This window comes from Micromonospora mirobrigensis (genome assembly GCF_900091555.1).
Classification (GTDB): Bacteria; Actinomycetota; Actinomycetes; order Mycobacteriales; family Micromonosporaceae; genus Micromonospora; species Micromonospora mirobrigensis.
In genome coordinates this window covers 55987-77254 of the sequence record NZ_FMCX01000012.1, presented here as the reverse complement: position 1 = coordinate 77254, position 21268 = coordinate 55987, and the positions used below count along the sequence as shown (strand labels likewise).

General features: G+C 71.8%; 21 protein-coding genes, 1 tRNA gene and 1 pseudogene. 20 read left to right on the top strand and 3 right to left on the bottom strand.

Annotated elements, in window-relative coordinates; translation table 11 throughout:
- Positions 1–34: 34 nt before the first annotated feature.
- The 14 genes and pseudogenes from GA0070564_RS27185 (at position 35) to GA0070564_RS27115 (ending at position 14625) form a co-directional block, all read left to right on the top strand.
- Positions 35–1006, top strand: coding sequence for a segregation and condensation protein A (locus GA0070564_RS27185; RefSeq protein ID WP_091615526.1), 972 nt, complete (start codon positions 35–37; stop codon positions 1004–1006).
- Between the two features lie 4 nt (positions 1007–1010).
- The gene (scpB, locus tag GA0070564_RS27180; protein ID WP_091615430.1) at positions 1011–1874 is read left to right on the top strand and encodes an SMC-Scp complex subunit ScpB; all 864 of its coding nucleotides are present in this window, start codon (positions 1011–1013) and stop codon (positions 1872–1874) included.
- Positions 1861–2631 (top strand): pseudouridine synthase, encoded by a 771-nt coding sequence (locus GA0070564_RS27175; protein WP_091615426.1) that lies wholly within the window; start codon positions 1861–1863, stop codon positions 2629–2631. The genes scpB and GA0070564_RS27175 overlap by 14 nt, the downstream gene beginning before the upstream one ends.
- Positions 2632–2816: 185 nt before the next feature.
- The gene (cmk, locus tag GA0070564_RS27170) at positions 2817–3497 is read left to right on the top strand and encodes a (d)CMP kinase (RefSeq protein ID WP_091615423.1); all 681 of its coding nucleotides are present in this window, start codon (positions 2817–2819) and stop codon (positions 3495–3497) included.
- Positions 3498–3555: 58 nt separating this feature from the next.
- Entirely contained in the window at positions 3556–4959 is a 1404-nt protein-coding gene (der, locus tag GA0070564_RS27165; protein ID WP_091615420.1) for a ribosome biogenesis GTPase Der, read from the top strand.
- A 236-nt stretch (positions 4960–5195) separates the two neighbouring features.
- Entirely contained in the window at positions 5196–7436 is a 2241-nt protein-coding gene (locus GA0070564_RS27160) for a hypothetical protein (protein ID WP_091615522.1), read from the top strand.
- The gene (locus GA0070564_RS27155; RefSeq protein ID WP_091615415.1) at positions 7433–8581 is read left to right on the top strand and encodes a low temperature requirement protein A; all 1149 of its coding nucleotides are present in this window, start codon (positions 7433–7435) and stop codon (positions 8579–8581) included. The genes GA0070564_RS27160 and GA0070564_RS27155 overlap by 4 nt, the downstream gene beginning before the upstream one ends.
- Before the next feature lie 109 nt (positions 8582–8690).
- Positions 8691–8764, top strand: a tRNA-Pro gene (locus GA0070564_RS27150).
- A gap of 119 nt (positions 8765–8883) precedes the next feature.
- The gene (locus GA0070564_RS27145) at positions 8884–9297 is read left to right on the top strand and encodes a tyrosine-type recombinase/integrase (protein WP_245670301.1); all 414 of its coding nucleotides are present in this window, start codon (positions 8884–8886) and stop codon (positions 9295–9297) included.
- 131 nt (positions 9298–9428) lie between these two features.
- A complete protein-coding gene (locus tag GA0070564_RS27140; RefSeq protein ID WP_091615412.1) occupies positions 9429–10127 on the top strand; it encodes a TetR/AcrR family transcriptional regulator in 699 nt (232 codons plus the stop codon).
- A complete protein-coding gene (locus GA0070564_RS27135) occupies positions 10124–10582 on the top strand; it encodes a MaoC/PaaZ C-terminal domain-containing protein (RefSeq protein WP_176730865.1) in 459 nt (152 codons plus the stop codon). Before GA0070564_RS27140 ends, GA0070564_RS27135 begins: the two co-directional genes overlap by 4 nt.
- 16 nt (positions 10583–10598) lie before the next feature.
- Positions 10599–11978: pseudogene (locus GA0070564_RS27125) on the top strand (amino acid permease).
- Positions 11975–13501 carry a class I adenylate-forming enzyme family protein gene (locus GA0070564_RS27120; RefSeq protein ID WP_091615394.1) on the top strand — a complete coding sequence of 509 codons (1527 nt, stop codon included), beginning with the start codon at positions 11975–11977 and terminating at the stop codon, positions 13499–13501. Before GA0070564_RS27125 ends, GA0070564_RS27120 begins: the two are co-directional and overlap by 4 nt.
- Positions 13498–14625, top strand: a complete 1128-nt coding sequence (locus GA0070564_RS27115; protein WP_091615390.1) for a saccharopine dehydrogenase family protein — start codon at positions 13498–13500, stop codon at positions 14623–14625. Before GA0070564_RS27120 ends, GA0070564_RS27115 begins: the two co-directional genes overlap by 4 nt.
- 67 nt (positions 14626–14692) lie before the next feature.
- Here the strand turns inward: GA0070564_RS27115 and GA0070564_RS27110 are convergent, their stop codons facing one another.
- Positions 14693–16159 (bottom strand): amidase, encoded by a 1467-nt coding sequence (locus GA0070564_RS27110; protein ID WP_091615387.1) that lies wholly within the window; start codon positions 16157–16159, stop codon positions 14693–14695.
- On the bottom strand, positions 16156–16548 hold the full coding sequence (locus tag GA0070564_RS27105) for a DMT family transporter (protein WP_091615384.1): 393 nt from the start codon (positions 16546–16548) through the stop codon (positions 16156–16158). Before GA0070564_RS27105 ends, GA0070564_RS27110 begins: the two co-directional genes overlap by 4 nt.
- A 64-nt stretch (positions 16549–16612) precedes the next feature.
- Between GA0070564_RS27105 and GA0070564_RS27100 the strand changes: the two genes are divergently transcribed.
- The 4 genes from GA0070564_RS27100 (at position 16613) to GA0070564_RS27090 (ending at position 18990) form a co-directional block, all read left to right on the top strand.
- Entirely contained in the window at positions 16613–17206 is a 594-nt protein-coding gene (locus GA0070564_RS27100) for a TetR/AcrR family transcriptional regulator (protein ID WP_091615380.1), read from the top strand.
- Between the two features lie 162 nt (positions 17207–17368).
- Positions 17369–17542, top strand: coding sequence for a hypothetical protein (locus GA0070564_RS29545; RefSeq protein WP_176730863.1), 174 nt, complete (start codon positions 17369–17371; stop codon positions 17540–17542).
- A gap of 12 nt (positions 17543–17554) precedes the next feature.
- Positions 17555–17959, top strand: coding sequence for an aldehyde dehydrogenase family protein (locus GA0070564_RS27095; protein ID WP_091615376.1), 405 nt, complete (start codon positions 17555–17557; stop codon positions 17957–17959).
- A 212-nt stretch (positions 17960–18171) separates the two neighbouring features.
- On the top strand, positions 18172–18990 hold the full coding sequence (locus GA0070564_RS27090; protein WP_218105009.1) for a glycerate kinase: 819 nt from the start codon (positions 18172–18174) through the stop codon (positions 18988–18990).
- Here the strand turns inward: GA0070564_RS27090 and GA0070564_RS27085 are convergent.
- A complete protein-coding gene (locus GA0070564_RS27085; RefSeq protein ID WP_091615372.1) occupies positions 18875–20005 on the bottom strand; it encodes a LacI family DNA-binding transcriptional regulator in 1131 nt (376 codons plus the stop codon). The genes GA0070564_RS27090 and GA0070564_RS27085 overlap by 116 nt on opposite strands.
- A 96-nt stretch (positions 20006–20101) precedes the next feature.
- Here GA0070564_RS27085 and GA0070564_RS27080 point away from each other — a divergent pair, with 96 nt between their 5' ends.
- Together GA0070564_RS27080 and GA0070564_RS27075 are read left to right on the top strand one after the other, a co-directional pair.
- A complete protein-coding gene (locus GA0070564_RS27080) occupies positions 20102–20446 on the top strand; it encodes a cupin domain-containing protein (protein WP_091615369.1) in 345 nt (114 codons plus the stop codon).
- Positions 20439–21137 (top strand): cupin domain-containing protein, encoded by a 699-nt coding sequence (locus GA0070564_RS27075; RefSeq protein WP_091615364.1) that lies wholly within the window; start codon positions 20439–20441, stop codon positions 21135–21137. Before GA0070564_RS27080 ends, GA0070564_RS27075 begins: the two co-directional genes overlap by 8 nt.
- Positions 21138–21268: the final 131 nt, after the last annotated feature.

The window sequence follows — 21268 nt, the reverse complement described above, 5'->3', positions numbered from 1 at the left end:
CCCGGGTGGCCCCGACGTGGACTACGGTCTTCCGGTGACCGCGCCCCTGCTGGACCCGCCGACGACCCCGGAGCAGCCGCCCGTGGTGGCGGCCGAGGTCGCCGCCGAGGTGCCCACCGACGGCGACGGCGTGCCCGCGGCGCAGGAGAGCGCCGGCTTCACCGTCCGGCTGGCGAACTTCACCGGCCCCTTCGACCTGCTGCTCCAGCTGATCAGCAAGCACAAGCTGGACGTCACCGAGGTGGCGCTGCACAAGGTCACCGACGAGTTCATCGCGTACATCCGGGCGATGGGCGACCGGTGGGACCTGGACGAGACCAGCGAGTTCCTGCTGATCGCGGCGACCCTGCTGGACCTCAAGGCGGCCCGGCTGCTGCCCTCGGCCGAGGTGGAGGACGAGGAGGACCTGGCCCTGCTGGAGGCCCGGGACCTGCTCTTCGCCCGGCTGTTGCAGTACAAGGCGTACAAGGAGGCGGCGGCGCACATCGCCGAGCTGGAGTCGGTGGGGGGCCGGCGGTACCCGCGGGCGGTCACCCTGGAGCCCCGGTACGCCGAGGCGCTGCCCGACCTGGTGCTCGGCGTCGGCCCGCAGCGCCTGCTCAAGCTCGCCGTGCGGGCGATGACCCCGAAGCCGGTGCCCGAGGTCTCCATCGCCCACGTGCACATGGTCCGGGTCAGCGTCCGGGAGCACGCCGAGATCATCTCCGGGCGGCTGCGCCGGGCCGGCACGGCCACCTTCAGCGCGCTCTGCGCCGACTGCGAGATGACCCTGGAGGTGGTGGCCCGCTTCCTGGCGCTGCTGGAGTTGTACCGGCAGGGGCTGGTGGCGTTCGTGCAGGAGCAGGCGCTGGAGGAGCTGACCGTACGCTGGACCGGCCCGGCCGACGCCGACACCGAACTGGACGTCGACGAGTACGCCGGCGCCCCCGCCGAACCCGCCCCGACCCCCGTCGAGCCTGTCCCGCCGGCCGGTGTGGTGGACGAGACCGCGCAGACGCAGGAGTGACCCGATGAGCGACGAACAGCGGCGCGACTCCCTGGCCGAGCAGGCCGCGGCCTGGATCCCCCCGTGGGACCGCCCCCCGGCTCCGACCGGAGCGGGGGAGCCGGGCGCGGGGCCCGGGGAGCCGGCCGATGGGCCGGGGGAGCCCGCGGATCCGGAGACCGGCCGACTGGAGCCCGAGCCGCGCGAGCGGGCCGGCCGCGACGACCGGGACGCCACGCCCGCGCAGCCGCCGACGGCGGGGGAGCCGGCTGCGGGCGTACCCCGGGGGAGGGCTGCGGGGCGGCGGCGGGCGACGCCACCGCCGGAGCCCAAGCCGGTCATGGACGACGCGGAGCTGCGCGGCGCCCTGGAGGCCATCCTGCTGGTGGTGGACGAGCCGGTGAGCGAACTCACCCTGGCCCAGGTCCTCGACCAGTCCCCGGAGCGGATCGGGCCGGTGCTCGACGACATCGCCGCCGGTTACACGGCCGCCGGGCACGGCTTCGAGCTGCGCCGGGCCGCCGGTGGCTGGCGGTTGTACACCCGGCCGGAATACGCCGACCACGTCGAGCGGTTCGTGCTGGACGGGCAGTCGGTACGGTTGACGCAGGCCGCCCTGGAGACCCTCGCGGTGATCGCCTACAAGCAGCCGGTGACCCGGTCGCGCATCTCGGCCATCCGGGGTGTGAACTGCGACGGGGTCATCCGTACCCTGGTCTCCCGTGGCCTGGTCGAGGAGTGCGGCACCGAAGCGGACAGCGGGGCGTTCCTCTACCGGACCACCACCCTGTTCCTGGAGAAGCTGGGCCTGGACTCGGTGGCCGACCTGCCGCCGCTCGCCCCTTTCCTGCCCGACGACGTAGAAGAGCTTGCCGATGCCACGCGATGACCGTTCCCCGAAGCCCGACGCCCCCGTGTACGAGAGCGCCGAGCGCCTCCAGAAGGTGCTCGCCGCCGCCGGCGTCGGCTCCCGGCGTGCCTGTGAGGACCTGATCTTCCGGCGCCGGGTGACCGTCAACGGGCGGGTGGCGCAGCTCGGCGACAAGGCCGACCCGACCCGCGACGTCATCGTCGTCGACGGGGAGCGGTTGCAGGCCGACGTCCGTCTGGTCTACGTGGCGATGAACAAGCCGCGCGGGGTGGTGACCACCATGGCCGACGAGAAGGGCCGCACCGAGCTGGCCGACTTCATCGGCGCGCGGCTGGAGCAGCGGGTCTACCACGTCGGGCGGCTCGACGCCGACAGCGAGGGCCTGCTGCTGCTCACCAACGACGGCACCCTCGCGCACAAGCTGATGCACCCGTCGTACGAGGTGCTCAAGACCTATCTGGCCGAGGTGGCCGGGCCGATCCCGCGCAACCTGAGCAAGCGGCTGCTGGCCGGTGTGGAGCTGGAGGACGGGCCGGTCAAGCTCGACTCGTTCAAGCTGGTGGACACCCTGGGCAAGAGCGCCCAGGTGGAGCTGACCCTGCACGAGGGGCGCAAGCACATCGTCCGGCGCCTGATGGCCGAGGTCGGGCACCCGGTGTCCCGGCTGATCCGTACCTCGATCGGGCCGATCAAGCTGGGTGACCTGCGGACCGGGCGGCTGCGCCGGTTGACCAACGCGGAGGTCGCCGCCCTGTTCAAGGCCGTCGGGGACTGACCCGCGTCGTTACGGGTACGGCTGCCGGTAGGCTTCGTCGCGGCCGGGCGCCGGCCGGTGGCGTGGGTCGCCTCCGGGGGCGGCGCGTGCGGGCCCGGTCGGGGCCGCGGGCATCATTGACACCGAACACATCCGCTCAACGGCACAGCAGGGTGCCCGCGAGACACGGGCCGAGGAGGAACACGGTGGGGCAGAACATACGAACCGGGCGGTGTGTGGTCGCCGTCGACGGACCATCCGGTTCGGGCAAGTCCACCGTCTCCCGGCGGCTGGCGAGCGGCATCGACGCCCGCTACCTGGACACCGGGGCGATGTACCGGGCGATCACCTGGGCGGTGCTGCGTTCCGGGGTCGACCCGGCCGACGCCGAGTCGGTGGCCAAGGTCGCCGGCGAGGTCGAGCTGCGCATCGGCACCGACCCGCAGGGGTACGGCGTGACCGTCGACGGCACCGCCGTCGACAAGGACATCCGTGGCCCGGAGGTGACCGGTGCAGTCTCCGCCGTCTCCGCGGTGCCGGCCGTACGCGCCCTGCTGGTGCAGCGGCAGCGGGAGATGATCGCCAACGCCGGCCGGATCGTGGTCGAGGGCCGCGACATCGGTTCGGTGGTGGCTCCCGACGCCGACCTGAAGGTCTACCTGACCGCCTCCGAGTCGGCTCGCGCGAAGCGGCGCAGCACCGAGGACGCCGCCGACGTCGCGGCCACCGCCGCCGACCTGGCCCGCCGGGACCGGCTGGACTCGACCCGCACGGCCGACCCGCTGCGGCAGGCCGACGACGCGGTCGTGCTGGACACCACCGAGCTGGGCATCGACGAGGTCGTCGCCCGGCTGCGCGATCTGCTCACCGAGCGGGGTGCCCGGTGAGCGCGAGGAGTGAGCCGGTGTTGCTAGCCCCGCAGTCGCGAACGAAGGGTGGCTCGGCATGATCGACGACAACGGTTGGGTGGAGCTGCGGGAGCCGGACCTCGACACCGAGGAGCCGACCGGTCCGCGGCCGGTGGTGGCCGTCGTCGGCCGCCCCAACGTGGGCAAGTCGACGCTGGTCAACCGGATCATCGGCCGCCGGCAGGCGGTCGTCGAGGATGTTCCCGGGGTGACCCGGGACCGGGTGCCGTACGACGCGCAGTGGAACGGCCGGGAATTCACCGTCGTGGACACCGGCGGCTGGGAGCCGGACGCGAAGGACCGGGCCGCGGCGATCGCCGCGCAGGCCGAGATCGCGGTGGCCACCGCCGACGTGGTGATCTTCGTGGTGGACGCCATGGTCGGCTCGACCGACGTGGACGAGGCCGCGGTGAAGATGCTGCGGCGCAGCGCCAAGCCGGTGATCCTGGTCGCCAACAAGACCGACAACACCGCCATCGAGCTGGAGGCCACCTCGCTGTGGTCGCTGGGCCTCGGTGAGCCGTACCCGGTCTCGGCGCTGCACGGCCGGGGTTCCGGCGAGCTGCTCGACGCGATCCTGGACGCGATGCCCGAGGCGCCGAAGATCGTGGAGAACCGCCCGCGCGGCCCGCGTCGGGTGGCCCTGGTCGGCCGCCCCAACGTCGGCAAGTCCAGCCTGCTCAACCGCTTCTCCGGTGAGGAGCGGGCGGTCGTCGACTCGGTCGCCGGCACCACCGTCGACCCGGTGGACAGCCTGGTGCAGATCGGCGGCGAGACCTGGCAGCTGGTGGACACCGCGGGCCTGCGCAAGCGGGTCGGCCAGGCCAGCGGCACCGAGTACTACGCCAGCCTGCGGACCGCCGCGGCGATCGAGGCGGCCGAGGTGGCGGTGGTGCTGCTGGACTCCAGCGAGGTGATCAGCGAGCAGGACCAGCGGATCCTCACCATGGTCGTCGAGGCCGGCCGGGCCCTGGTCATCGCCTTCAACAAGTGGGACCTGGTCGACGCCGACCGCCGGTACTACCTGGACAAGGAGATCGACCGGGAGCTGCGCCGTATCCCGTGGGCGATCCGGTTGAACCTGTCCGCGCAGACCGGCCGGGCGGTCGACAAGCTCGCCCCGGCGCTGCGCAAGGCCCTGGCCAGCTGGGAGACCCGGGTTCCCACCGCGCAGCTCAACCAGTGGCTGACCGCGCTGGTGCAGGCCACCCCGCACCCGGTGCGCGGCGGTCGGGCCCCGAAGATCCTCTTCGCCACCCAGGCCGGCGTCGCTCCGCCGCGCTTCGTGCTCTTTACCACCGCGCCGCTGGACGCCGGCTACCAGCGCTTCGTCGAGCGCAAGCTGCGCGAGGAGTTCGGCTTCGAGGGCAGCCCGGTGGAGATCTCGGTACGCCCGCGCAAGAAGCTCGGCCCCGGCGGCCGCGGCAAGGCGCACGGCTGACCCTGGTACGCCCCGACGCCGGGTGACCGCCTCAGGTCACCCGGCGTCCGCGTACCCGCCGTCGACCCACCCTCCTAGGACGCTTTGGGGGAGTGTCGCGTCACACCTCGGGCACCGGGCCCGCGAATGACGAAGCGCGGTCGGGGTAGTCACCCGGGCCAGCCGGCGTCGGGTACCCGTCGTCGGTGCGCGGCCCGTACCGGGTCGCCGGCCATGCCGCGGGGGTCAACGGGCCGATGTCGGAGAGGTCGCCGTCCCGGCGCCAGGAGGCGGCCCGGGTCGTGGTGGAGCTGCGGGTGCACGGCGTGTCGGGCGCGGAGGCCGAGCAGATCCTCGACCGCCCGCACGTGTACCAGGTGGCCGGCGACCGCAGCGGCGGCTTCTACCGCCCCCGGCCCGGCTACCCGGACTCCACCGGACCCGGCGGGGTGGTGCTGGAGGCGTACCGGTGGAGCGACCTGCCGTCGGGCACCGCCGTGCGGACGCTCTCCCTTGTCTTCCTGCTGCCGTTCATGCTGAGCAACGTGGCGATCTGGATGCGGCCGGCCGGGCGGGGATCGGGCGCCGGCGTCAGGGTGCTGTGCCGGCTCGTCGCGCTCAACCTCACCCTGCTCTACGTGCTCGCCGCCGCCGGGGTCGCCCTCGACCTGATCGCCTGGAAGTGCATGGGCTCCGCACGGTGCCTGACCAGCCGCACCTGGCTGTCCTGGCTCGGTGACCGCCCCCCGGGGCTGCGACTGGCGGTGCTGACCCTGCTGCCCGTCTCGGCCATCGTGCTGGTCTGGCTGCTCGGCGCCCGGCCCGGCCGCTCGTACGACGCGTTCCGGACCCCCGGCGGTGAACCCGGCGGGGACCGGCTGACCGCGGTCGGCCAGTGGGACGGCGCGCCGATGGTGGGCCGGCTGCGGGCCATCCACATCGCCGCCGCGTTCGCGGCGCTGGCCCTCGTCCTGCTCGCGGCGAGCGCCGCCGCCGACCCGTCCCCGGTGCCGACCGTCCTGGCCGCGCTGGCGCTGCTGGTGCTGGCGAGCTGTGCGGCGCTGCTCTGCGCGCCCACCCTGCTGGAACGGCCCGCCGCCGCCCGCACACCGGACGGGCTCACCGCGGTGCTGCGCGCCACCGCCTGCGGGCTGGCCGTGGTCGCCGTCGCCGTCGTGGCGCTGAACCGGGACCGGTGGCCCCCATCGACGGGACTGCCCGGCTACGGCCGCATCGTCGGCTGGGTGCTGCTCGCCCAGATGGGGCAGCTGGTCGCGCTGGCCGTGCTGGCGCTCTGGCGGCGGGCCGGCCACGACTCGCGGCCGGCGCTGCTACGCGGCTTCGGAGCGCCGGTCCTCGCGGCGGTGGCGGTGGGCCTGGCGGGCGCCCTCTCCGCCGAGATGATCTACCGGATGGCGTACTTCCTGAACCGCCGCGCGATCACCGCCCGCCCGGACGACCTGGCCGCCCCACCGCCGGCCTACAAGTGGGCGATCTTCAACTTCTTCTTCACGACCATCGCCGCGGTGCTGCTGGTCGCCGGCATGACCCTGCTGTCCCGGCGCGACCGTCGTCGGGCCGCCGCGGCGATCGTCGCCGCCGACTTCCGGGCCAGCCCGTCGAGCGCCGCGGCCCGAAAGCAGCGGGTCGAGAGAACCATCGCCCGGGCCCGGTTCACCGAACGGCTCGGCCCGCTGGCGATGGCGTACGCCTCCCTGACGGCGCTGGGGCTGGCGGCGAGCGCGCTCGGGCTGCTCGGTCTGCAACCCAGCCCCCTCGCGGAGAGCCTCCTCGGCGTGCCCGGCGACTTCGTCAACTTCGTGCTCACCCTGGGCAGCTACCTGATCGCCGGGGTGGTGGTGGCGCTGCTGGTGGGTGGTCTGCTGGCCTACCGGACGGCGGAGTTCCGCCGGTACGTCGGCGTGCTCTGGGACCTGGGGACGTTCTGGCCCCGGGCGGCGCACCCCTTCGCGCCGCCCTGCTACGCCGAGCGCGCCGTGCCGGAGCTGGCCAAGCGGATCTGCTACCTGGCCGACCGGCACGCCGGCGTCCTGCTCACCGGACACAGTCACGGCTCCGTCCTGCTCGCCGCCACCGTGCTGCAACTGCCGCCCCGGGTACGCCGGCGGGTGGCGCTGCTGACCTACGGCTCCCCGCTGGACCGCCTGTACGCCCGGCTCTTCCCCGCGTACCTGGGTCGCGACGTGCTGTACGACATCGGCGACCGGATCGGCTGGCGCTGGCTCAACCTGTGGCGCGACACCGACCCGATCGGCGGCTGGATCTTCGCCGCCAACCGGCCGGGCGACCCACCCGTCGCCGGGCCGGCCGGCGCCGTGGACCGGCGGCTGCGGGACCCGCGGGACGTGGTGGCGCCGCCGGGGGACAGCGTGCCACCGGCCATCCAGGGGCACTGGCCCTGTGAGTCCGACGAGCGGTTCACCGAGGCGGTCCGGGAGTTGGCCGACCGGCTGCGCCGCACCCAGCCCGGACCATGAGGGCGCCCCACCGGCACGACCCGAGCCGCGCCCCGGCCGACCGGGTGACCCCGGTCGAGGTCTTCTTCGACGTCGTCTTCGTGTTCACCCTGACCCAGCTCACCCGGGTCCTGGAGGCGGACCTGACCCCGGCCGGCTTCGGCCGGGTGGTGCTGCTCTTCGGGATCCTGTGGTGGATGTTCGACGGGTACGTGGGGCTGGCCAACCACGTGCCACCGCGGTCACCCGCACAGAAGCTGCTGCTGTTCCTCGGGATGGGAGGCTTCCTGATCGCCGCGGTCGGGATCCCGCGGGCCTACACCGATACCGGCCTGGTGTTCGGCGTCGGCTATCTCGTGGTCATCTGCGTCCACCTGCTGCTGTTCACCCAGGCCGACATCGGTCGGGCGCTGTGGTGGCTGGCGGCGTACAACCTCGGATCCGCCCTGCTGGTCGTGGCCGGCGGGCTCACCGCGGGCGCCACCCGGTACGCGCTGTGGCTGGTGGCGTTCGCGGTCCAGTCGGTCGTGCCGTACCTGGTGCCCCGCTTCTCGTGGGTGCGCGTGCAGTCCCTGTTCCGCATCCAGCCGTCGCACCTCATCGAGCGGCACGGACTGCTGGTGATCATCGCCTTGGGCGAGTCGGTCGTGGCCATCGGAATGGGGGTCGACGTCGAGCACCTCACCGCCGGCACCGTAGCCGTCATCGGCCTTGCGCTGGCACTGCCGGCAGCCCTCTGGTGGACCTACTTCACCGACACGCCGGCGGTCGAAGCCGCCCTGGTCGCCGTCGGCCCCGACCGGCGGGTCGGGCAGGCGCTCCGGCTGCTCTTCGCGCACATCCCGCTGCTGCTGGGCATCGTGGTCGCCGCCGCGGGAGTTCACGCCGCGGTCGCCCACCCCGGCGACCCGACGTCCTGGCAGTCCGCGACGGCGCTCTCCGGCGGCACGACGCTCTACCTGGCGGCGACCATCGCGATCCGGCGGTCACTGCGGATCGCGCCGGTGCGGAGCAGGGTGATCACCGCCGTCGCCGTCCTGGGCACGGTGCCCGTCGGGCTGGCCACGAACGGCGCACTGCACCTCGCCGCGCTGGTCATCGTGGTCGTGGTGATGCTGGTGGTGGACCGCAGGTACCACGCCGCCCAGACCCTCCGCGAGGCGTAGGGCACCGCGTCGGCGGCGGGACGACGTGCCGGGCGGGGCCTGTGCGCACGGTGCGAAGATCCTGCGCTAAGCTGTACCGGCTGTCGCGGGGGAAACCGCGCGGGGGCATCGGGACGTGGCGCAGCTTGGTAGCGCACTTGACTGGGGGTCAAGGGGTCGTCGGTTCGAATCCGGCCGTCCCGACTGGTATTCACCAGCGGATATAGAAGATCATGTGTGATCTTGCGGTAACGCTGGCAGTAACGGAGATCGCTTAGCGTGGGCTGTGCTCCCCGATCCCGTTACTGCGGAGGTGCAGCCCGATGGCTGTCTACAGCTACCGCCTCGCCAACGGCCAGACCCGCTGGTACTTCATCATCGACCTCCCGCCCGATGCCAACGGGCGTCGTCGTCAGCACAAGCGGCAGGGGTTCCCCAACCAGGCTGCCGCCCTGAAGGCGGAAGAGCAGGCGCGAGCCGCCTACGGGGGAGCGGACCTCGGCGCCGACGGCAGCGTCGCCGCGGAGTTGGAGAGCTGGCTCAACGAGCGCGAGCTGGACGTCCAAGAGACCACGCTCAGCAACTACCGGGACGTCATCCGCTGCTATCTGGTGCCGCACATCGGCGGCCGGCAGCTCTACGCCCTCGACAAGCGGGTCATTCACGACCTCTACAAGAAGCTGCTGAAGAGTGGCGGCAAGAATGGCGGGCCGCTGTCGCCGACCACCGGGGCGTAGACGTCCTCGGCCGGCAGGACGTGTTGGGTCATGAACGACATCAGTCGGTCGTAGGCATCGTCGGCTTGAGCTGTGGTTCTGAACCTCAATGACCACTTCCCAATCAATCGATTGGTCGATAGTGTGCCTACATGGTCAAGGCTTTGGCAACAGATGAGACACCCACCCGGATCCGGACGGCCGCCGTCCGGCTGTTCGCGCGGTGGGGCTTCGCCGCCGTCGGCATCCGGGACCTGGCGAACGAGGCGGGCATCAACTCCGCGACGCTCTACCACCACTTCGGGTCGAAGGACGACCTGCTCCTCGACATCATGCGCGTCGGACTCGTCGAGCTTCTCGAGATGGAACAGCAGGCCGTGGCGTCACAGCGGAAGCCCGCTGCCCGGCTCGCGGCTCTGGTGCACGTCCATGTGATCGCCCACGCCCTGGCGGCGGAGAGTTGCCGGGTCGTGGACCAGGAGATCCGCGCCCTACGCTCGGAGCACCGTTCAGAGATCGTCGAGCTGCGCGATCGGATCGAGCAGTTGTGGCGCTCGGTGATCAGCGAGGGCATGAAGGCCGGGGTGTTTCGGACGACGGTCCCCGCCCCGATGACGGCGCTGGCGCTGCTCGACATGGCGACAGGTATTTCCCGATGGTTCGACGCGGATGGCGTCACCACCGCCGACGACTTCGCCCAGCAGTACGTGGACGTGGCGCTGCGGGCGGTCGACGCGCGGCGGTCGAAGAGCCCGTCCGCCGCACGCGTCCTCGGGTCCGACCTCTACGACTCGGTGGCGCGCACCTGGGACGTGCGCCGCCTCGCGCAGGTAGGGGGGGTCCGTCGATGAGCGGCGAGATCACGGCGGCGGTCGCGGGCCTGCAGCCCGGCGACGAGATCGCCGTCACCGACTGGTTCGCCATCACCCAGGCAGACGTCGACGCACACGCCCAGCTCACCGGGGACGACGACTGGGTGCATACCGACCCCGAGAGGGTCAGAGCCGAAGGGCTGTTCGCCGGGACGACGATCGTCCAGGGCTCCCTCATCCTGGCGCAGCTGGTCCGCCTGGCCCGCGCCCTCCCGGCTGACCCTGCCGGCCACATCCGGCTGAACTACGGATTCGACCGAGTGCGCTTCACCGCACCGCTGCCGACGGGGAGGCGGGTCCGCGCGCGGTTCCGGTTGGTCGGTGTCGAGGACCGGGGCGACCGAGGGGTGCTCAGCACCGTCGACGTGACGTTCGAGCACACCGACGCCGTCGTGGCCGTCGTCCGGTGGAAGGGCCTCACCCTCCCCTACTGACGCGCGAGGAGAAGACATGTCCGAGACACCCCTACGCCGGGCGCTACAGGCCCGCCACCTGACCATGATCGCTATCGGCGGCACCATCGGCGCGGGCCTGTTCGTGGGCTCCGGGCCAGTGATCGCCAGCGCCGGGCCGGCCGCGATCCTGTCCTACGTCGCCGGCGGTGTCATCGTCATCCTGGCCATGCGCATGATCGGCGAAATGGCGGTCCTCCAGCCCACCCCCGGCGGCATCGCCGACTGGCCCCGCCGAGCCCTCGGCGGATGGGCAGGCTTCACCACCGGCTGGCTCTACTGGTATTCGTGGATCGTGGTCATCGCCTTCGAGGCGGTGGCCGCCGGTGAGATCGTGGCCACCTGGATCGACGTCCCCAGCGGATTCGTCGCACCGGTGCTCCTGCTCGGCATCCTGCTGGCGAACCTGACGCATGTACGGGCATTCGGCGAGATGGAGTACTAGTTCGTCCTGACGAAGGTCCTCGCCGTGGTCGCCTTCCTCGTGCTCGCCCTCGCGGCGCTCACCGGCCTGCTGCCCGACGCTCCCGCGGCAGTTGACGTCGCTGCGCAGGAGCTCGCTCCCGGTGGCTGGTTGGCGGTGCTCACCGGGCTGCTCGTCGTGCTCTTCAGCTACGCCGGGACCGAGGTGGTCGCCATCGCGGCGGCCGAAAGCGAGGATCCGGCCAACACGCTGCGGCGAGCCACCCGCTCCGTCGTCGGCCGCATCTTACTCTTCTACATCGGCTCGGTGGTGGCGATCGTGCTGCTGCTTCCGACGGCGGAGACCCCGACGACCACCAGCCCGTTCTCGGCCGTCCTCGACCGGCTCGGCGTGCCGTCGGCGGCGACGATCATGGACGTGGTCATCGTCGTCGCGCTCTGCTCCGCGATGAACTCCGCTCTCTACGTGTGCTCGAGGATGCTGTACGGGCTCGCACAGGCCGGTGACGCCACGCCGCGGCTGATGCGGGTGAACCGGCGGGGGGTGCCCCAGGCGGGTCTGCTGATCAGCGCCGCCGCGGCGGCGGTCGCTCTGGCCATCGCGGTGGCCTCACCCGACACCGCCTTCCTGGTGCTGCTCGGAGCGGCCTCCGCTGTCCTTATTCCTCTCTACCTCCTGCTCGCCTGCGCCGAGTTGCGTATCCGTCGGCAGGCCGAGCGCACCGAGCCGGAGCGGTTGACGATCCGGATGTGGTTCTTCCCGTACGGCACCTATCTGTTGATCGCGGTCATGGTGGCGATCACGATCGCGATGATCCTGCTGCCCGACTTTCTGCCCCAGGTCGTCCTCACCGGGGTGGCGTTCCTGGTGATTCTCGGTGCGTACACCCTGCGACGCCGTCGCGCCGAGCGAAGCGGACAGCTGGGCACCCTGGTAGGGAGGCAGGAACGATGACGGTGTCATCGCAGCGCAGCATGCTGTTGAGCCACAGGGTGAGCGCGTGGGCCGTCACTGAGCCCGCTCGACCGGCCATCCGCGATCGACATCTGGCGATGACCTACCGAGAGCTGGACGCGGCTGTCGAGGACACCGCCCGCCAGTTGCGTAACCACGGCGTACGGAACGGTCGCGGCGTCGCGGTGATGACCGATCCGACCGTCGCCGCGGTGGTCATGATGCTGGCCGTCATGCGCGTGGGCGGCCACTGGATCGGCCTCAACCCGCGCTACTCCCGCCGCGAACAGGAGCTCATCGTCCGGCGGTCGGCGCCGGCCGTACTGGTCTCGGTGGGCCGGGTCGGCGCCGACTTCGGTGATCTGGCGCTCGAGACGAGTGTCCCGTGGTTGGCGGTCGACCCCACCACCGGCAAGATCAGCGCACAGGGCACCGCTCGGGCAGGGCGCGAACCGATCGAGGTCCCGGCAGGCACCGCGTCGGTGGTGTTCACGTCTGGCTCGACCGGGGCCCCGAAGGGGGTGATCATCAGCGCTGCGGCACTCGCCGCGAACTGCCGGATCGCCGCGACGAGGTGGCGAGAATGCCTCGATGTGGTGCTCTGTGATCTGCCGGTGAACCATGTCGGTTTCATCGGTGACATCGTCGGAACGGCCCTCTGGGCCGGCGCGCGAATCATCCTGGAACCGCGTTTCGATCCCGCGAGGACTGTCGAGCTGGCCCGCAGCCACCGGCTGACCGCGTGGACCGGGGTGCCCGCCATGTTCGCCGCCGTGGCAGCCGAAACCGGGGCCACGCCGGCGGCCTTTCGGGCCGTCCGCCGCGTCCTGTGGGGCGGTGCGGCAATGCCTCCACAGGTCATCGACGCCGTCCGAGCCCTGACCGACGCGCCATTGACGACTGTCTACGGGAGCACCGAGACCGTGGGCAACATCGCCAGCGCCGACTCGGGGGACGTCGCGCATCCGAGGGACCTCGCCGCGATGCTCGGCAGCGCCTTCGGCCCTTTTGCGATGCGCGTCGTCGGAGACTCCGGCGATGCCCTCGTCGGGCAGGCCGGTCGGATCGAGGTACGCACCCCGTTCGGCTACACCGGATACCTCGGCGACGCGCCGAGGTCCGAGCGGGATGATCCACAGGGCTCCTGGCTGACCACCGGCGACCTCGGCGTGATCGACGGCCGCGGCCTGGCCAGGTACCAGGGTCGCGCGGATCACCTGTTCAAGACCGGAGGCTACTTCGTCAACCCGCAGGAGATCGAGCAAGAGCTGCAACGGATCCCCGGAGTGGCCGAGGCAGTCGTCGTTCCCATGGCTGACGACGCGCGAGGACACGTGCCCGCCGCCGTCATCTCGGGCCCTGCCGACATGGACACCGATCAGCTACGCCACGCGCTTCGCGCTGTGCTCGCGCCTTACAAGGTGCCTCGCCACATGACGGTCGTTGCGAGCCTGCCCCGGCTGCCCGTCGGCAAGGTCGACCGCGGGGCAGCCAGGCGACTACTGGAACAGGAGGCAGGATGAAGGTCCTCGTACTCGGTGCGGGCACGGTCGGCTCCGCGGTGGTGGACGGGCTCGTCTCGCGCGGCCACGACCGGGTGACGGTCGCCGACCGGGATGGCGCCTCGCTCGAACGCATCACCGGCACGCACCCCGTGTCCGCACTCCGCCTCGACGTCACCGACACCGACGCCCTCACAGGTGCGCTCGAACCGGTGGACATCGTCATCTCCACCGTCGGCCCCTTCTACCGTTTCGGCACCACGGTTCTCGAAGCCGCCATCCAGTCGCGCACCCACTACGTCGACGTGGCCGACGACCCGATGCCCACACTCGAACTCCTGGCCCTGCACGACAGGGCAGCCGCAGCCGGGATCGCCGCGGTGGTCGGGGCCGGCGCCTCGCCCGGCCTGTCGAACATCCTCGCCGTCCTCGCGGCCCGCCGCCTGGACACCGTCCACCGCATCGTCACCGCCTGGCCCGAGGACCCGGTCGAGGACATCGCGGCACTCGGCCCGGCCAGCTCGGCGGCCACAGTCCACTGGGTCCACCAGTTCGCGCATCCCGTCCCCGCGCTGCGGGGAGGAACGATCGTGTCGGTCGCACCTCTCACACCGGTTCCGTTGGCGATTCCCGGAGTGGGACTCGTCCAGGGCTCGCTCGTCGGCCACCCGGAGGCCGTGACCATGCAGCGCGCCTTCCCGGAGCTCCTCGACAGCACGAACTGCATGCTGATGCGGCCCGGCGACGTCTCGATCCTGCACGAGGTGGCCGATGCCGTCGCTCGCGGGGCAAGTGAGGAGGAGGGTGCCGCTCTGCTGCGGGCCTCATTCATGGCGCCGGCTCTGGACCGCGGTCCAGAGCCGGCGGTCATGACGTTACTGGCGCTGGCGGAGGGAGTACGCGATGGCCGTCCCGCATCGAGCGTCGCGATGTTGCGGGCGTTACGCGACCGGGGGATGGGCCCGATCACTGCTCTTCCGGCCGTCGTGACGGCCGAACTGGTCATCCGGTCGCCGCGCGTCGGCGTACACCCGCCCGAGGTCGCGGTCGAGCCGGAGCTGCTTCTGGGGGGACTCCTGCGGCACGTGCCGGGCGCCGATACCGTCGATCAACTCGTCTCGGTGCTCGACGAACCCTCAGCATGAGTCGAGAGCGCGGCTGCGACCGGGTGCGGGGCACGAGATCCGTACCCCGCACCCGGCGTGGTGGTGGTCAGGCGCGGGCCATTGCCGGCGGGACGAAGGGACCCGTGGTGGCGCTGAGGGCCGACGCGACCGCGAGGAGGTGATGGTCGTCCCAGCGCCGGCCGACCACCTGGACGCCGATCGGCAACGAGCCGGCGGGCCGGGGCAGCGGCATGACGACGACCGGGTTACCGAGGGCGTTCAGCGGCGCGGTGTAACCCAGGGTGGCCAGGTCGTAGGGGACGGACTGTCCGTCGACCTCGATCGGGTCCGGCTGTCGTAGGAGGCCGGGCCTACGGTGAGTGAAGGCGGGACCGGAGGTGACCGGGAGCAGTAGTGCGTCGTACCGGGAGAGAAAGGCGTCGAAGGTTCGGATGAGCGTGTCCCGCCGGGTCAACGCCGCAGCGTAACCGGACATGTCGAACCGCATTCCTCGGACAATCGCCCGGGCGACGATCTCTCGCCTCGGGGTGACCAACGCGGCTACCGGTGCGAGCGTGCGGACCGCGCCTGGTAGCCCCAGACCGCACTCGGCGCCCCACATCTCCGCGTACGTGACGAGGGCTTCGGTCCAGTCGATGTCCGGCGCGACTCGTTCAACGGTCACGCCGCTGCTCGACAACCGATCGGCGAGAGCGGCCAGGGCGGCCCGGGTCGCGACGTCGACCGGAACGCCGGGAAACGACTCGATGAGCGCCAGACGCGATACCGCGGGCCGAGACCGTGGGTTCGGCGGTGCCGGCGGTGCGGTGTCGGGGTCGCGCGGATCGAGGCCTTCGGTGATGGTCAGCCACAGCACCAGGTCATCGACTGAACGGGCTATGACCCCGGCCACGCTCAGGTGTCGCATGCCGCGCGGACGATCGGTTCGGGGTGGGATCTTGCCGGCGAGCGAAACCCGATGTTCGGTGGGCTTCAGCGCGTAGACCCCCGTGTAGTGGGCAGGGATACGCACCGAGCCAGCCGTGTCACTGCCCAGTTCCAAGGCGGTCAGGCCGGCGGACACGGCAGCGGCTCCACCACCGGTGCTGCCGCCCGGGGTACGGGCAAGGTCCCACGGATTCCTCGCCGTGCCGAAGAGGGGACTCATCGACTGTACGTCTCGTTCGAGTTCCGGCATGTTGGTCTTGCCCAGCACGATCGCGCCGGCCTGGCGTAGGCGCTCCACAGCGGTCGCGTCGCGGTCGGGGATGTGGTCGGCCAACGGGCGATAACTGCTGGTGGTTCGGATGCCAGCGGTCTCGAACGAGTCCTTGACGGTGAACGGGACACCGTGGAGAGGCCCCCACAGATCCCCGGCGGCCAGTGCGGCGTCGGCCTGCCGCGCTCGGGACAGAGCGCCATCGACGTCAACGGTCACCAGGGCGTTGATCGTGGGATTGAGCCGATCGATGCGGTCGAGGTAGGCGCGCACGACATCGGTGGCGGAGAGGTCGCCGGCGCGGATGGCTGCGGCCAGTTCACTCGCCGAATCGAGGGGTGACATCGCCGTCATCGCGACACCTCGGCCGGCGCGGCCACCGTGGAGGCCGGCACGTCGGTAGCGGCCCCTGTGGCATCGCGTCCGTCGCCGGACAGGTTCAGCCCGACGACCCCTGCGATGATCAGGGCCAGACTGGCCGCCTTGACCCAGCTCATCGACTCTCCCAGAGCCAGGGTGCCGACGACTGCGACCAATGCGGTGCCGGCGCCGGCCCAGACGGCGTACGTGACGCTTGTCGGTAGGTGCTGGACGACCCGGCTCAGCAGCCAGAACGCGATTCCGTAGCCAATGATCACCAACGCGGTCGGTCCAGGACGAGTAAGCCCGGCGGCGTAACGGAGAGCCACCGCAGCGGTGACCTCGGCAGCGATAGCCGCAGCAAGCATGAACCAGATCGTCATGAAACCCAAGCTCCTCTCACTCTGACCGTACGGTCAGAGTACTCACTTTGACCATCTGGTCAAAGTGTCGGAGGATGTGAGGATCACCATCGAGGAGGCGGACATGTCCTGGCACAAGCGGCCGGAGGACCAGCGCCGGGAGCAGATCATCGCGGCGGCACTCCGGGTCGCAGCCCGTGACGGCCTCGCCCGGCTCACCCTGCGAAAGGTCGCAGCCGAGGCCGGCCTGTCCCACGGGTCACTGCTGTTTCACTACGGCAGCAAGGACCTGTTGTTGGAGGCACTACTCGATGCCGTCCTGGACTGGCTGATCCGTCCGGCGGCACCCACCGCGCGGCGACTGACCGACGTGCTACGCGAAGAAGTGTCCCACGCTGATCCCGACCACACGGCCGTACTACTGGACTTCTGGGTTGTCGGAACCCGCACCCCGGCCCTCAGGAAAAGAATGCGCACGGCAATGGAGTCGTACGAGACGCGGCTGGCCACCCTCGCCCCCGATACCGCAGCGGTTTCGCCACGCCAGTTGGCCGCTCTCGCCAACACGGTGGTCTTCGGGGCCGCACTACGAAGGTTGCTGGGTGCCGACAACCACACCGATGCCGTCGGCGCACTGGAGAAACTCCTCGCGGCGGAGCCAACTGCGAGGAGCGATTAGGCTGCCGGCGGGGTGAGAGATTTGCGGCCGTCGCAGTCCGCGCTGCGGCTAACGGTCGGCGTCGGGCGCCAGGGGTGTGCCGATTCGCGCCACAGGTCGCGAGCTGTCGCTGCGCCTGATGCCCTCGGCGGACACGCCTACTTCGTACTGGGGATCGCTGCGATGCTGGCCACCGGCTCGGGGATCGTCGCTTACATTGTGATGGACAAGGACCCCGGCTCGAACGTCGTCACGCTGACCGACAGCCACGTCAACGCACTGTTCTACGTGACCACCGCGCTGTTCATCACCCTGCCCACGATGGTCCTGGCGCTGCGCGATGCCGAACGCCCCTGACCGGAAGACACGCTGGCCGACCACTTCGTCGGGCGGCTCGTCTCCGCCGTGCAGGCACTCGAGGTCGGCGACCCGTGGAACGAGACCACCGACGTCGGCCCGCTGATCGATCTCGCCGCCGCCGAGCGGATCGAGGCGTGGGTGGGGGAGACGGTGGCGGCTCTCGCTACGGTGCTGACAGGTGGCGTGTGCGACGACACCGCCTACGCTCCGACGGTGCTCATGGATGTGCCGCCGCATGTCAAGGTCTTCAATGAGGAGGTGTTCGGCTGGGTGCTCCCCGTCCCGACCATCGGTGGGATCGGCGCCGGGTTCGCCGCGATCAATGGCTCCGGTACGGGCGCTGGGCGGGCATCTTCACCCACGATGTTCGCGTCGCCTTGCGGGCGCAGGCCGAGCTTGAGGTCGGCGGCGTGAAGCAGTCCGGCGTCGGCCGAGAGGTGTGCGTTCGGCGATGGAGGACCTGACCCAGGAGCGAGTGATGGTGCTCGCGGCGTAGCGGGGACGTTTCCGCTCGACGCCCCGGCGGCGTCACGTCCGCCCTCGGCGACAAGGCGGCGGGGTCGGCAGCCAGAGGCGCAGGGCAGGGCGCTTCCCTGCCGGACCTGGTCATCGACGAGGGTCGGCCGGTGCTGAAGCGCCGCCGCGGCCGCGAGCGGCGCGCCTCCGCTCTCGAGCTGGAGTCGGAGCTGCTGCAACGGCTGCCGGAGTACCCGCCGGCTGCTGGTCGCCCTCGGCGGATCGGCCAGCACCGACGGGGGGCGCCGGAGCGTTGCGGGCTTTCGGCGTACGACTGCGTGACGCCGCAGGGCGCGACCTGCCGCCCGGCGGCGTCCTGCCCCGGCTGGCTAGTGGACCTCGCCGGGCTGTCGCCGCCCCCGCCCGGCGGGGTGGCCTGCCTGGTGGACGTGACCGCGCCGCTGCTCGGGCCGGCCGGCGTGGCGGCCCGGCTCGCGCCGCAGACGGGCGCGACCGCCGAGGAGGTGGCGTGGTGGGAGCGGGGACTGGGCCGGCGGGCGGAGCTGCTCGGCGGGCGATCCAGGTGGCCGGGCGCCTGCGCCGCCGGGGGAACCGGCTACGAGTTGGCCGCCGCCTGGGGAGCCATCCAGCTGCCGGGGGCGCGGACCGTCGCCGAGGTCGCCGGCCTGCCAGCGGCGCTGGTCCGCGCCGACCTGGTAGTCACCGGCGAGAGCCGGTTCGACGACCAGCCCACCCGGGGGAAGGTCGTCGGCCACGTCCTCGATGCGGCCCGGGACGCGGGTGCCCCGGTGCGCCTGGTGGCCGGGCGCCTCGCCGCCGCGCTCCCCTCGCCGGTGGTGGAGGCGGTGGACCTCACGATGCTGGCGGATGGGCGGTCGGCCGCGATGACCGGCTGCGATCACTGGCTCGTCGTGGCCGGGCGGCGGTTGGCGCGCCGGTTGCGGCCGTGCGGACGCGCGCCGGGGTGAGTTCGGGCGCCGGTCCGGCGCTGTCGCGGCGCACCAGCTCGGCGGCGAGCACCTCGACCCGGGGCGCCGGGGCGCCCTCGTCGAGGGCCAGCGCCATCGCCCGCGCCCCCATCTCCACCAGCGGCAGCCGAACGGTGGTCAGCGCCGGGGTGACGTCCCGGGAGATCGGCATGTCGTCGAAGCCCACCACCGACACCCGCTGCGGTACGGGCACCGACCGGGAGCGCAGCAGCGCCAGCGCGCCGATGGCCATCGAGTCGTTGAGGGCCACGACGGCGGTCAGATCCGGGTCGGCGTCGAGCAGGGCGGCCATCGCGGCGGCCCCGCCGTCGCGGTCGAACTCGGCGTAACGGATGCGGTGCTCGGGCAGGCCGGCACCGTGCTCGGCGAGGGAGTCGCGGAGCCCGGCCAGCCGGTCGGTGGTGGTGGTGAGCACCCGGGGCCCGGCGATCACCCCGACCGCCCGGTGGCCGAGTTCGCACAGCTCCCGGCCGGCCAGCCAACCCCCGGTGCGGTTGTCCGGCATCACCGCGTCACCGGAGAGCTCGTGGCGGCCGATCACCGTCACCCGCCCGCCGGTAGCCTCGTAGGCGGCGAGCTTCTCGTTGACCAGCCGGGTGAAGTCGGGGTTGTGGTAGCCGGAGCCGGCCAGGATGATGGCCGCGACCTGGTGGCCGCGCAGCAGCTCGACGTACTCCAGTTCGCGGTCCGGATCTCGGTAGCTGTTGCAGATCATCAGCAGCCTGCCCTGGTCGGTTGCGACCCGCTGCAACCCCCGGGTGATCTCGGCGAAGTACGGGTCGGAGACGTCGTGCACGATCACCCCGACCGCCGTGCGGTGCGAGCGGGCGAGCAGTTGGGCGTGCGCGTTCGGCACGTACTGCAGCTCGGCGACGGCCTGCAGCACCCGCTCGCGCAGCTCGTCGTTGACCGGTTTGCTGCTGCCGTTGATCACCCGGGACGCCGTCGCGGGTGAGACTCCCGCCCGCCGTGCCACATCGGACAGGGTCGCCATAGCCGCCTCCTCGAATCGCTTGTTGACGGCCTTTCGCCGTGCCGGCTAGCGTCACCGTACCGCGAAGAAAGCCCTTTCCCGCAGGGAGGCCCCGTCATGTCTGATCGGTACGCGGTAGTTCAGCTCGACGAGATCCCGACCAGGCGCTGCTCGTGCGGCGCCACCCGACGCGCCTTCGTCGCCGAGAGCGAGGGACAGGCGAGCATCCACCTGCTCCAGGTCGAGGACGCCGTCACCCACCACCACCGGATCGCCACCGAGTACTACGTCGTGCTGGCGGGGGAGGGCGAGGTCGAACTCGACGGCGTCCGCCACCCGGCCCGCCCGATGTCGGCGTTCCTGATCAAGCCGGGCTGCCGGCACCGGGCCATCGGCGACCTCACGGTGCTGCTGGTGTCGCTGCCGGCCGCCGACGACACCGACGAGGACTTCGATGCCTGACACGCCGCTCCCGCTGCCCGGCGGGATCGGGCTGTCCCGGCTGTGTGTCTACGACAGCACCGGTCCGGACGGGCTGGTGGGCGGCACCCCACACGTGCACCTGTGCTGCACCGAGGCGTACGCGGTGACGGGGGGAGCGGGAGCGGTGCAGACGCTGACCGTCGACGGCATCCGGGAGACCGCGCTGCGCGCCGGGACGGTGGTGTGGTTCGCCCCGGGCACCGTGCACCGCCTGGTGAACGGGGGCGATCTGCGCATCGTCGTTCTCATGCAGAACGGCGGCCTGCCCGAGGCCGGCGACGCGGTGCTCACCCTGCCACCCGAGCACCTCGCGGACCCGGCCGCGTACGCCCTGGCGGCCGGTCCGCCCGCTGACGTGGCCGCCGCGCACCGCCGCCGCGACCTGGCGGTGGCCGGGTTCACGGCGCTGCGGGCCGGCGGCGCGCCGGCGTTGGAGCGTTTCTACGCGGCGGCGCTGCGGCTGCGCCGGCCCCTGCTGGACGAATGGCGGCGGCGGTGGCGCGACGGCGCCGCCTCGGCCGCCGCCGCGACGGGTGAGCAGCTCGACGCGCTCGCCCGGGGCGACATCACCCACCTGACCCGGGCGCGGCTGCACGCCGCCCCGGAGCCGGTCGAGCGGGGCCGGCTCGGCATGTGCGGCCTGCTGGACACCTATCCCGCCGCCCGCTGATCGCCGGGCCGGGAGCGGCCCGGCGCCGGGTCCGGCGACAGATCGAGGAAAGCCCTTGCCTCAGGCGAAACGGCCCCCTACGCTCCCAGGAAAGCGTTTGCCTGATACGCCGACCGGTCCGGCACCCCGGT